The organism is Jeotgalibacillus terrae, assembly GCF_016908195.1.
GTDB classification, from domain to species: Bacteria; Bacillota; Bacilli; order Bacillales; family Jeotgalibacillaceae; genus Jeotgalibacillus; species Jeotgalibacillus terrae.
Genome location: NZ_JAFBDK010000024.1, coordinates 26,324 through 38,772, shown reverse-complemented (window position 1 = coordinate 38,772; position 12,449 = coordinate 26,324). Strand labels below are relative to the sequence as shown.

Sequence of the window (12,449 nt, the reverse complement as noted above, 5' to 3'; positions counted from 1 at the left end):
AGCTTAAGCTTCAAATGAAAGATTAAAAAATATCGATTTTAGAGAACAGGCGCTTTATTGGCTTTTTTAAAAAGAGCAATTATGAAATCGATTCAATTTATTAAAAATGATAAAAAGAGTGATCCGAACTAGATACAAAATTTTTAACCCAACAAACAATTTAATGTTTAAATTCACCAAAAAAAGATTTTGTGCATTATATAAGCAATCTTGAAAATAGAGTTTATTGAAGTAATTATTATAAATCCTAGAACATCATGTTCGTTAATACATCAAACCAATAAAGGTATTTATTTCATATTCATAACCTTCGAAAAATGAAATCAATAATTCCTTTTAGCATTTTATATATCTGCAATAAAAATATACCTACCTGAATTATCTTCTAGGGAATTCACAGATTTAAAACCACATTTTAGTAACATTTGCTTAATTTCACTTGTTTCGTAACATCTTTCTAAAATTGTATTTTCTTTTAATATAGTGTCATTCTGAAGTGATAAAACTTTAATATTCATACTTGCAATGTCAGGTTTAACTGGGAACTTAGTTTTTATGGAGATTCTATATTGATCTTCTATTATTTCGAATTCATTGTTCCAATAATCATTAAAGTTTCTGTAAGTGTTTACATCAAATATAAATTTTCCACCTTCAGTCAAACTATTATAAACATTTTTAAAAACTATTAATAATTCCTCATTTTTTGTAATGTGATTTATACTATCAAATAAACATGTAATCATTTTATATTCATTTGGAAAGTTAAAATCTCTTATGTCTTTAACTAAAAACTCTACATTAGGATTATTCACTTTTGCCACATTAATCATTTCTTCTGAACCATCTAACCCTGTAACATTATAACCTTCATTCCATAACTTTCTTATAAATTGCCCAGTTCCACAACATATATCCAATATTTTCTCATCTGGAAATGCAAATTCATCGTAGTGCTTTTTAATTAGTGGGTATAGGCCTTCATAAAAATCTCCCCAATGCTTGTCATAAAATTCCGCTAAAAAATTATATTCAGAATATGTATCACTTCTGAGTTCAAATTTAGTAGGTCTGGAAGTCATATTTTTTGATTTTTTGACTAAGTGACTTAAAGTAATCTCTTTTTCATCTTCCAATTTATTTGTTGAAATATACTCTGTGATTTTAAGAAATAAACTTTCACTTACAAATGATATATAATTTTCTTCATTATCTACTAAGACAAACTTCTCCTCTAAACGAAAAAAAATCCAATTATTCTCAAAGAAATAGTTGTTTATATTTGTATAATCCACAGTTTTAACCTCGATATCCTATAGTCATATGGTATAAAATTATATTTTTAACATTTGGTAAATTCAAAGTGTTTAAAACCTCTTTATCTTTTATTGCTGGGGTCATAAACGTACCAATATTATCTTCTGTACATGATATACAAATTCTTTGTGCCACAGAGCCAAGCTTTATAAATTCCATTTCATAGTTTGATGGGTCTGATGTATCGATACATGATTTAATCCAAACATCTACTGAACCGGTCCCAGCCCACTCTTGTCCAATTATAAGTTCTCGAACCTGCTCTGGAGATATATGTTCGCCCAACCTAGTAAGGCTGTTATTTTTCCAGCTATATAAACCTGGAATTATCCCTTCAGAATTTTTAACATTAATTATTAGCTCAGTGGTTTGATCATCTTTAGGAATAGCTTCATTAATAATTCTATTTAATTGATCTGTCGGTATTGGATGATTAATAAAATTTCGAGTAGTTCTTCTTTCAAAGTTCTTTTCAATATTTGAAATAATAGGATCTAATCTATATGAAGATATTTTTTTATTTTTAGAATTGATAACTTCGCAATGCACCAGGAAATTTAAATACCAATTATGGCTACTCCACTGGAACACCTCTTTATACATACTTTTCGCAACTTTTTCAGGCAATAAAAAATTTAAATCAGTTAAAATATCTATATTATTTTTTTTGACTAAAAATTCTTTAAATATACCTTTATCAGTTATATCTCGGTCTCCCCTTCTTGAAGGTAGACAATGGGTTAATATTTCAAAATCTTTATAGCTAATTTCATTGGCAACTATTTTGGGCCACAACGAATTACAAATTAATTTTCCATCTTCAAATGTAAAATAAATGCTCGGATTAGTTAAGTACCTACCTTCTTGTTGAAACCCTTTAAGTTCTTTTGCTGAATCATGTGTTGTTTTTTCATGATTTTTCATAGAAATAGTTAAGCTACATATTTCTGGTTCTTTCATCCATTCAAATTCAGAAGTATGATTTTTTGTGGTTATGCTTGGTGTGATTTTTGTATAGAACCCATTAAATTCACAAATCTGTCTTATATTTTCAATCAGGTGACCTGCGTCTAACAAAACAGCACGAAATGATCTGATTTCTCTATATCTCCACATGGGTCTATCAACTCTTGCTCTTATAAGTATTTTAAAAGTATCATCATCAGAATTTTCTGACTCTAAGACGTATTCGTCATTTAATACTAACTTGTGGTTTTCTTGATCATAAGTATAAACTCCCTTATCAAGTGTTCCTACAGCTTTATTTAGGAAAACTACGCCTTCAATGGGATGTTTTCCTCCACCTGAAGGACTTAACTTTTGCACCATAATATTAGGAGATTTTCCTTTAATTTTGATTGGACCAAAAACACTTTTTAGCAATACAGAAATAAATTTTTCTGATATCTTTTTCTCATCGATTTTTAAACTTTCCAAGGATGTCTCAGGCATCTCATAAGCCAAGCCATTTCGCTTAGTAAACACGGGGGGATGCTCCCACAGTTTCGCATAGTGATCCATAGTTTCATGGTCCTTTTGTAACCATTCATTATCATTGTAATCTCTAAAAGGAAAATCAAAAACTGCATTATGATATTTTTCAACGAAAGTTGAGCTTTTAAAGTTTTCTATGAAGCCATCAAATTCTATAAAAATACCTTTTTCAATAAGTGTTTCAATATTTCTTTCTTTAATATCTTTCAAAGTGAGAGTATTTTTAGAATTGTCAGTAAGTAGCGGGACGATGTCAGGAAGACGATCTTTTCCAACAGCTAACAAAGCTTGTTTTGTTAATGGATTATAAATCACCCATTTTCCGGGACCTGCATAGGAAGGTGAATAAAGCTTACTTTGTATGATCATTAGGTTGGGGTTTATTATGTATTCTTTTTCTTTAACAACAGACAGCATATTATGCCTCCTTAAAATCTGAAATAGCTTAAATATACTATTAATGTAAACTTCGCAAGTGATTAATTTTAAACTAACTTTGTAGAACAAGTTTGAATTTTAACAGTCACTACATTTTCTTTTAATTGTTTAACACCTAGCTAGTTGTTATGGTTGAAAGCTTTTTATAAATTTCAAGCTAAAGTTAATTTTATTTTATATATTTTTAAAGGCTGCTAATTACATATAATGTAATTAGCAGCCTTTAAAAAATTAATGTAATTATCGGTCAATTGGCTTGCCAAATTCAGTTCTCGGTGTTCCACTTTGAAGCATTGCTGGGGCCATGTTAGGGATATCTTCAAGGAATTCATCACCAGTAGGTATAATAAATGTCAAATAATTATCATTCATTTCCATCATTTCTTCAATTGACTTAACTTCATATTCTTTTAGTTGATCTGAAGTTAAATAGTATTGTTCATTTCCCTTAGGGAATTTGATCAAAACTGATGGATTTTCGGTAATTTGGACAAATTCAACTTCATCAACGAAATTACCATCTGGAATTAAAAATGTCATTGTATTATCCATATTCTCTTTTTTGTTTTTTACTAAGTGTGTTCGTAATTCTTCTGATTGAATATAATATCTATTCAAAGTCTTAGAATCTTGAATTAACAAATTTGGTAATTGCTTAAAGATTAATTCCTTTTCTGTAGATAATTGTTTTGCTAAATTCATATTATTACCACTCCTTTTCCTTAATTAGATAAAACTTACCACATTAGGTATAGATTGGTCAAATCGAATTTTAAAATTTCTAAAAATTATATTATTTAAAATAAATAAATGCTATCTGAATTTGGAGAATGTCACGTGGTATGACAATTACAGAATTAGCTGAAAAGGTGGGAGTAACAAAGCAATCCATATCACAATATGAATTAGGTCAGTCCACTCCAAAAGCTGAAACCCTAATGTACTTAGTTAACACCTTGGATTTCCCTAAAGTATACTTTTACGGAAAGGATGAGGATGAAGCAACTGGAAATACGTTTTTCAGAGCTTCTTCACGAACATCCCAAAACTAAAAGAAATGCAACGAATTCGAGTAAAGTGGGTCGCTAAGATCCACTCATATTTAGAACAATTTATCGACTTTCCAGAATTAAACCTTCCGGATACTACAAGGTTTGAAGATAAAGAATGTGACAATTTAACGATCGAAGAACTGGCACTTTTAACAAGGAATTATTGGGAATTAGGAGATAAACCGATTTCAAACATGGTTAATTTACTCGAGAAACATGGGATTGTGGTTACTGCACTTGAAATAAATGATAATAAGATTGATGCATTTTGCCAGACCAGAGAGAAACGTACGATAATTATTCTTGGAGATGATAAAAAATCTGCTGCAAGAAGAAATTTTGATTGTGCTCATGAATTAGGACATTTGTTAATGCATCGGCACATTATTGATGACCAAGAACAATTATCCAGAGAAGAATTGAAACGTATGGAGGCTCAGGCTGACCGTTTTGCTTCTGCATTCTTATTGCCTCAAGAAGCATTTATAAGAATGGTAGTATCACCTAAGCTGGAGCATTTTAAAGACTTAAAAAGATATTGGAAAGTATCTATGGCGGCTATGATTCGCAGATGTTATGACCTGGATTATATTAGCGAAAATCAGTATAAGTATCTAAATAAACAAATGGCTTTTCGGAAAATGAAAAAGAAAGAACCTCTTGATGATGTTTTACATGTTCCTTCCCCTACTTTATTATCAAGAGCTATTGAAATGATCTTAGAACATGGGCTAAAAACTGAAGAAGAGTTGATTATTGATTTGCAATTGCCACAGAAAGATATAGAAATGCTTTCTACTCTAAAGCCGGGAAGGTTAAATCCTAAATCTAGAAACAATAATGATCAAGTGGCGACTATCAGTCTGAAAGAAAAGGGTTAAAAGTTTCTGTGTGGAGGATAAATATTTCATTCTTAATTGCCATATACGACATGTTGTGAAAAAGAGGTGTTCAGATGTACTACAATGACGGAAAATCAGAAGAGCAGCTGCAAAAAGAGATCGAATTCATTATCAATAGCTTCAAAGAAGTGGGTATTATTATGGAAAACAAAGTAAAGACTCCAATGGATGGTGAATATTCTGCGGTTATTGGCCAGACGAGAAAGCGGCTAACTGTAAGGTTAAAGAAATAATTTATGGAATGGAAGATAAAGTTATTACTATACATCAATAGATGAAAGAGCACATTTGATTATTAAATGAATTCCAGATTTTGAAATCTAATTAAAGCACAAAGGAAAAATCTCGATAGATGATGAGTATTCTGTAGTGATTAGGGATTTGAATGAAACACTCTTTTAGAAAGTTATTGAGAAAAACTTTTCAGTGCTCCGCTAGTCATTAAATATGAAAAATTCGAAGAGATTCGATCAAATAAATAGATATTGGCATTATGCATAATTGGATCTGTCCGAACTATATTAACTTTTAATAATACTTGAGAAGTACGGGCAGAAATATCATTAACTTTAGCCATTTGAGTGTATAATAGTTGCGTTTACTGTAAGCACAAAAATGCTGATATATCAGTAGAAGAGTAGCTTAAATGCTAGTACACTGGTACTACCCTATTTGTTAGTTATGGCCAACTAACAAATAGGGTCTTTTTTAAAAAATTTTAATTACCATTTAAGTCATTTAATCGATTACTAGCTAGTGTAGAATTTTGAAAGCGGACTACTTTGAAGTAAGCGATATTTCAGTAAATTTGAGATTATTTAAGGTTTTCGATTTGAAATAAATTGAAATAATTTATGATATATAAAGAACCTTGTAGCTAATTGATTATATAGTTTAATTTGAAAAAATTCATGAATATTTGAATTTCAAATATTCATGAATAATCTTAACTATATTAAGCAAAAAATAAACAAGTGGTTTTGATAATGCCAAAATCATAGACATCCCTTTGCGATTCATATCAGTTTGGTGGAGGCATCTTTATTATTCTTTTCATTTACACACGTTTTCGAGTCAATTTATGAAGAGAATTATCTAGAACACTAAACTACTTAAATTACTGTATTAGTAAGGAAAAAACGGATCCGTTTTAGTTGATGAAAAAATGGTGTTTTTTAAACTGATTTTGAGCAGTTAAGAGGGATACTGTTTAATATATTGTTTGATTCACTGCCCGTTTGCTTTAACTATTCAAGCGTTATACAAGTGATACAAATACACTTACATCAACTACCAGGTCAAATGTGAGTATATGTTTGAATCATGCAAGTATGATAGCTTTATTTACTCAAACACACTTTTTGTTCTATGTTTGAGTAACGTTTGATTTATTTAAGCAGATTGTTTGTAGAATGGATTACTTTATCTTCAGTAAAAATATGCACCTGTCTTTTTTTCACCAATTTTAATAAAATGTTGGCCTGATCTTAGGAGGGACCAATTAATTTTCAAACAGGTTATTTTTTCTTTTTCTTTTTTTTCAAAGCTTTTCTCTCTCGTTCAATTACTAAAGAGCCCGCAGAAAGAGATAGCTTATCAGAAATATTGTGCTTAATTTAATCTAAATAGACTGAATTTAATGGGATTTAATAAATTAAAGAATTTAAATCATTACGATAAGTGGGAACGTTAGTAAAGCTAGTAGACCTACTAGCTTTTTAAAAAGAAAATTAGTCAAAAAGTAGTTAGTACCCGTTAACTAGCTATTTTTCCACTCTGAACCCTTGATGTAGCAAGGTTTTTATTGAAGACACTTGATGAAACTATCCACTGCACAGATTTTCTTTTTCACTGCATTTCTTTATTTTTTTGTTCCTCATAAAAATTTATTTTTTCATGGGAACTTTTCAGCCACATTTATTTGGTATTTAGACGAGCTATTAAATTTTTTGATCAAATTTATAGTATGTTTCTATAGTTACCTCATTTACATCCCACATAAAATCGACCATATTTTTGGTATCTCTTTTGAATTGTTTTTTATTAGTTTTCAAACTAATGTCTTACGCTGCAGCTTTTGTAGTTAGCAGTAAACTATCACTCTTTTCAAAGCTTCAATGTCATTTTTACTAATAGTTTAAATATAATTTCATAATGAAAAACTTGTTTATTTTAGGAAGAATCCTCTATAACAACCATCAACCCTTTGTATTTTCTGACGTTTAAATTAAAGCTTCCTACTAAAAATTACTTAGAATAAATCTAAAAGATATAAATAAGAAATCTAAAAGATTTAGAAAAACAATATGAATATGACATCAATCAAAAAGAAATCAAATAGGATGCTTTTTGATTTCTTTTTAATGGGAAGTGTCAGGAAAATGCGGATTTACAACGCTAAAAACATTTTTAACAACGTTAAGAAAATTTCAATGGCCTTAATGTATATAAAGAAACCATTTTCTCGGAATTAAAATGGTATTCTCCTAGCAAATTAATATGTTCCCGACCTAGAGGCGACATATGGTGCAATAATTCTTCATTAAAACTACTAGACTGTTTTTGATACTAAACTGCTTTTGTGAGATGTAACGTATTCCAGATACTAATGACATTGATAATTATGTTTAAAGCACTGGCCCTTTGAAGCTGATGCTGTAAGGTTTGCTCCCTAAGCTCTCCTCGTTTTCCGAAGAAAATAGCTCTTGCCAGTCCATTCATGGCTTCTCCTTTATTCAATTCTCTTTGTATTTTTCTTCTTAATGATTCATTTAAAATGTAAGTAAGAATAAAGATTGTTTTTTCTATTCGCTTCATTTCGCGTAAGGCTTTAGCTAAGACCAATTGATTCACCAGATCCTTCTAACGTAAGTAAATCTTCAACCAAGTTATACATAGCTGTTGATTCGCACATACCAGACATGCCACACTAAAGGCTGCGTGATAACGTAAAAACGCTAAATCATTATCACAGACTGCCTTTGTCTGTGATAATAAAAATCCCCAAGTGAAAGAAGCTTCTTTCACTTCTTTTGGTAATGGTGTAGGACTCATTTTCAACTGGTTTAATTTAATATTTTGAACGCGCTCGTTGGGAAGCCTCATCATAGCGGCCATTTCTTCTGTCCCAGGTACCACCCGTTTCTTCATACGCTCCATAGAATAAATTCTTTTACTGTATTCCCAACGAAAAAGAGGACGGAATGTGCGAAACCACCACCATCCCCGAGCTCTTAAACTATTCACATGGCCACTGGAGAATGTTCCGATGGATCCCTTTGCACTTTTTATTAAATCTTTAGCGTCTGTCTGATCTCTGCCAAAGGCTACAACACGCATTTTCAGCCTCGATAAAATCCGAGTAGATTTCACTTCTATAACGGATAAATAAAATTCATTATCTTTATCAAGCGTCTCATCATAATCTCTTTCTCGATACAACTGACGAACTCTCCAGAAAACATTCTCAACTAATAAAATCTGCTCAAAAATTCAAATTTCTAAAACCCATCCCCCAATAAACCCACGATCACTATCCCACAACTTACACTCTTCCACTCATAAATAACCTCAATCCCTAACTGTTCACAACCTCTAACCAATCTTTCTTAGCTATCTCTTCTACTCACTCATACTATTTACACGACTAACTAACACTTCTGCTATACAAAGTCTCTGACTTACTACTAACTACAAACTCCTAACACACTTCAACCCCACCACCAATATCTACCACAATACAAGAGTAACTAAAATGGAAAGATTTCGTAAGACAAAGAAAGACCATAGCTACAAAGTATTCGAAAGAATAAATAAGTAACACTAAGGAATTTCTCTTCCGATCAAATACAAAATAGGCGTAGCCCAAAAATAACGATAGGGGGAAAGAGCTTGTGAGAGACCAAAAAAAGTCCCCCCCACCACCTGATCTATAAATGTATTTGAATCGAGCCCATTAATTTTAGACTTAGTTTTTCTCCTGAAAGGAACAACTTTATAGTCTTTTTTAAGTGTTAAATATGTAACCGCAGCTCTTCCTTTCCCCTCAACCTTCTTTGAAATAATTCCAATTTGCACGAGGTAATCAATTACTTTTTTAAAGGTTGAATAAGGAATAGAAATTGACCGATCTGAAGATGATGTAATTGCTTGAGCAATCTTTCTTTGTGCAGCACAAACTTGGCCACCTTGTTTTTTTAGGTAGCGAATAATGTCTTTCTCCCACTCATCAAAATGACTATATTTTCTCTCTTCACGTGGTTTAGCTTCATCCCACACTTTATAAGTAAAAGCTAAGCCGGATAATGTTCTAATCCAATATGCAGAAGGTCCAAGTGGTGCACTTTTTTTAAAAGCACTTTTCACTTTTCGTTTAACATCCAGCTGCGTCATAGCAGGTTGGTTTTTCTTATTCCAGTCATGTAGGCTGCTTTCAGTTTCACTTTCTGAATATCCTGATGCTTTAAATGCTAAAGCGAGCGTATAGCAAGTATTATCTCTCTGACCTTTCGAAACGCCTTGTAACAGCCTTTGAATGGCAGCATGCTGAAGAAGATTTGCAGCATCTGCGCAAATCGACTTTTTCTCTTCTGTCTGTTCTTCAATATGTATAGAAAACCAATTACATAAATCATCAAAGGAAACGCGGTTGTCACTTTGATAGATAGTGTTTTGATGTGTAGGGATTCTAAACCAACGTTCTGCTCCTACAGCTTGAGGATCTCCATTCACTGCTTCTGCGATAGTTTGTTGAATACGCCTATAGTGCTCTGTCACTTTCGGCAATGCTCTTTTAGCCTGGCTAAAATACCAATAAACGTGAAACCCTCCAGAAGGAGTAGAAACAATTAGAGAAGGACCTGGAAGACCTGTGTTTGTGATAAGGTCTAGTACATCCGGTAAGATTAACCCTTCATTTTGTCCATTCTTCACGTCAATATCAATCACCATAGCATTCAGCCAGCGAAGTGCTCCGGCATGTCTTTGATCTCTACGATAAAAGGTATTAGGTGTGTAATAAGTGAAAGTTTCTGATGCGCTATATAAAGAAGAATACGTCCGAAATGATTTTGGTGGATCGGTAAATTGATTACAGAGAAACACCCAGCCCAGATGACTGCTATATCCAGACTCTTGCGTTTCTGATTGCACTTTAGGTGTTTCAGTTAGCTGGTCTTTAAATATTGCTCGATATGTATTCATAAGCCTTTCCCTCCTCTACACAAAAAAGATCGCTGTAAGCTTTTGCTCATAGCGACCACAACCTTTTAGTGCATAGGAATACTTCACAATTTGCTAGTTTTTGTCTAGCAAAAATTCTTGTAAAAGACTTTCACATCATATATTATCTATATACATATATTTATGTGAATTCATCGTGATGTTGACAGCATCATGATGCCTATTAAAGTTAGTTTGGTTGATGGCCGTAGACTAGCTTACCTGAGAGAGTGTTGTTGACAGCAGCACTCTCTTTTTTTGATCTTTTTATGAAGTTAATATGACGAATTTAAGTTAGATAGAAAATACGGTAGTTGAAAAAATACTTTTTGATTCAGTGCATTTCAGATCGAGAAATATACTAATACTTTCCAAGCGGATATAGTCCAAGTATAAAGAAGGAAATACCCTATTACAACAGGGTTTGAGGGGTATTATAAATGTTGTAGATTTGTAGATTGATCTACATGTAGATTTGTAGATTTGTATATTAGTCTACTTGTAGATTGATATACATGTAGACTGTTTATAATAATTATAGTCTGAATATTTGATATCTACTATTCTCTTAAATCGCTTTATAATAGTATTTGTAATTTATAAACTGATTGTTATTTCTTTCACAATGTAGATCAGTCTACTTGTAGATTTGTAGATTTGTAGATCGGTAGATCGGTCTACTTGTAGATTTGTAGATCGGTCTACTTGTAGATTCATCTACAAGTTTTTCGGATTTTGAACGCGCATATAAAAAACAGCCTAGAATACGTTTTAGGCTGTTTTTTACATGAATATTTATAAACTTATTTCTTGTTGTTCTTCTTTAAATTATAGACATCTAAGATCATAGAATATTGTTTCTTTTCATCTTTGGACAATATAGATGTCACATACTCATCCATTAAAATATCTACAAGGTTATCGACATTATCAGCAACCCCTAATGTAACCAGGGCATTTAACTTATCTTTGTTCATTGCACTCACTCTAACAGTAGTAGAGGTTGATGCTGGTTTTTTTCTCGCTGGCTCTCTGATCGTACCCGCACTTTCAGTTACTGGTTTTGTATCTTTTGCTTCTTCTAAGTTAAATGTAGTCTTAGGTTTAATGGAATTACCTCGATCGAGAATTGGTTTGTTTTTCTTTCTGAGCAGATCAGACATTAATTTCATCTCCCACAGTTTGTTGTAGACGCTCGAGAAATTCTGTTGCTACATTGTTATAACTTTTGATGACTCGTTTATCATGCATGTCTTCTTCTGTGATGCCCGTAATATCAAACCTCTTTAATCGTTCCATATTTTTCACAAGGGTTTTGAACAGGTTGTGCTTTCCAAATATTTTTTTCGCATTTTCAAGTGTAGCTACATCTACAGGAGCCCCATTTTTTAATAATACAGGCAGAATGCCGAGGATATCCATATCTGCTCCATAATCATCAATTAAAGATTGAAGATACGTTGTAAATACTTCTGCTCCCTGTAAGCTGCGCTCATGTGTTTGAAGTACTACAACGACGAAATTTGAAGCATATAACGCTGAGTCTGTAATGATTGAAATCGTAGGTGGTACGTCAATAAAGATAAAATCAAAGTCAGACTTGAGTGGCTCAATCAAACTAGAAAAATATTGAACCCGGTCAATATCGCTAGCAAATTTCTTTTCTAAAAACTTAGGGTATAGGGCAAAGTCACTGAAGCTTGGCAGCAGAAAAAGATTTTCATTTATTTCTGTAACGATAGATGAAAGATCTTCAGACTGAATCGCAGACATTAAGGTTTTTTCAAAACTCACAATATCGTCAGTAATCAAAGCTTTTGTCTTTAAATAAAGGCTAGTGGCGTTTGCTTGTGGATCTTGATCACTTAATAACACCTTGTAGCCCATTTTAGCCAAGCTGTAAGCAATCATTGTGCTATTTGTTGTTTTTCCTGTCCCACCTTTGAAATTCCCAAAAGTAACGACTGTACAAGAGTTTTCTGACATGTGGATCCTCCTTCAAATTAACAAATATATATTATGTAGA

The 12,449-nt window shown here is 32.1% G+C and carries 10 protein-coding genes and 1 pseudogene; 3 read left to right on the top strand and 8 right to left on the bottom strand.

Going from position 1 to position 12,449, the window contains the following annotated elements; genetic code table 11:
• Nucleotides 1–344: 344 nt before the first annotated feature.
• The 3 genes from JOD21_RS17315 to JOD21_RS17305 form a co-directional block, all read right to left on the bottom strand.
• Nucleotides 345–1,295, bottom strand: coding sequence for a methyltransferase domain-containing protein (locus tag JOD21_RS17315; RefSeq protein ID WP_204730787.1), 951 nt, complete (start codon nucleotides 1,293–1,295; stop codon nucleotides 345–347).
• 4 nt (nucleotides 1,296–1,299) lie between these two features.
• Nucleotides 1,300–3,228, bottom strand: coding sequence for a nitroreductase family protein (locus tag JOD21_RS17310; RefSeq protein WP_204730786.1), 1,929 nt, complete (start codon nucleotides 3,226–3,228; stop codon nucleotides 1,300–1,302).
• Between the two features lie 261 nt (nucleotides 3,229–3,489).
• Entirely contained in the window at nucleotides 3,490–3,951 is a 462-nt protein-coding gene (locus JOD21_RS17305) for a hypothetical protein (protein WP_204730785.1), read from the bottom strand.
• A gap of 140 nt (nucleotides 3,952–4,091) precedes the next feature.
• Between JOD21_RS17305 and JOD21_RS17300 the strand changes: the two genes are divergently transcribed.
• The 3 genes from JOD21_RS17300 (at nucleotide 4,092) to JOD21_RS17290 (ending at nucleotide 5,436) form a co-directional block, all read left to right on the top strand.
• Nucleotides 4,092–4,301, top strand: a complete 210-nt coding sequence (locus JOD21_RS17300; protein ID WP_204730784.1) for a helix-turn-helix domain-containing protein — start codon at nucleotides 4,092–4,094, stop codon at nucleotides 4,299–4,301.
• Between the two features lie 5 nt (nucleotides 4,302–4,306).
• Entirely contained in the window at nucleotides 4,307–5,182 is an 876-nt protein-coding gene (locus tag JOD21_RS17295; protein WP_204730783.1) for an ImmA/IrrE family metallo-endopeptidase, read from the top strand.
• 74 nt (nucleotides 5,183–5,256) lie between these two features.
• Nucleotides 5,257–5,436, top strand: coding sequence for a hypothetical protein (locus JOD21_RS17290; RefSeq protein WP_204730782.1), 180 nt, complete (start codon nucleotides 5,257–5,259; stop codon nucleotides 5,434–5,436).
• A gap of 2,185 nt (nucleotides 5,437–7,621) precedes the next feature.
• On the opposite strand, the pseudogene JOD21_RS17285 reads toward JOD21_RS17290, so the two are convergent.
• The 5 genes and pseudogenes from JOD21_RS17285 to JOD21_RS17265 form a co-directional block, all read right to left on the bottom strand.
• Nucleotides 7,622–8,041: pseudogene (locus JOD21_RS17285) on the bottom strand (Tn3 family transposase); the annotation flags it as partial.
• A 24-nt stretch (nucleotides 8,042–8,065) separates the two neighbouring features.
• Nucleotides 8,066–8,644 carry a hypothetical protein gene (locus JOD21_RS17280; protein ID WP_204730781.1) on the bottom strand — a complete coding sequence of 193 codons (579 nt, stop codon included), beginning with the start codon at nucleotides 8,642–8,644 and terminating at the stop codon, nucleotides 8,066–8,068.
• Between the two features lie 381 nt (nucleotides 8,645–9,025).
• Nucleotides 9,026–10,405, bottom strand: a complete 1,380-nt coding sequence (locus JOD21_RS17275) for a primase C-terminal domain-containing protein (RefSeq protein WP_204730780.1) — start codon at nucleotides 10,403–10,405, stop codon at nucleotides 9,026–9,028.
• Between the two features lie 821 nt (nucleotides 10,406–11,226).
• Nucleotides 11,227–11,586: a DUF5388 domain-containing protein gene (locus JOD21_RS17270; protein WP_204730779.1), complete on the bottom strand. Its 360-nt coding sequence runs from the start codon at nucleotides 11,584–11,586 to the stop codon at nucleotides 11,227–11,229.
• Complete coding sequence (locus tag JOD21_RS17265) at nucleotides 11,579–12,409, bottom strand: ParA family protein (RefSeq protein WP_204730778.1); 831 nt, start codon at nucleotides 12,407–12,409, stop codon at nucleotides 11,579–11,581. The genes JOD21_RS17270 and JOD21_RS17265 overlap by 8 nt, the downstream gene beginning before the upstream one ends.
• Nucleotides 12,410–12,449: the final 40 nt, after the last annotated feature.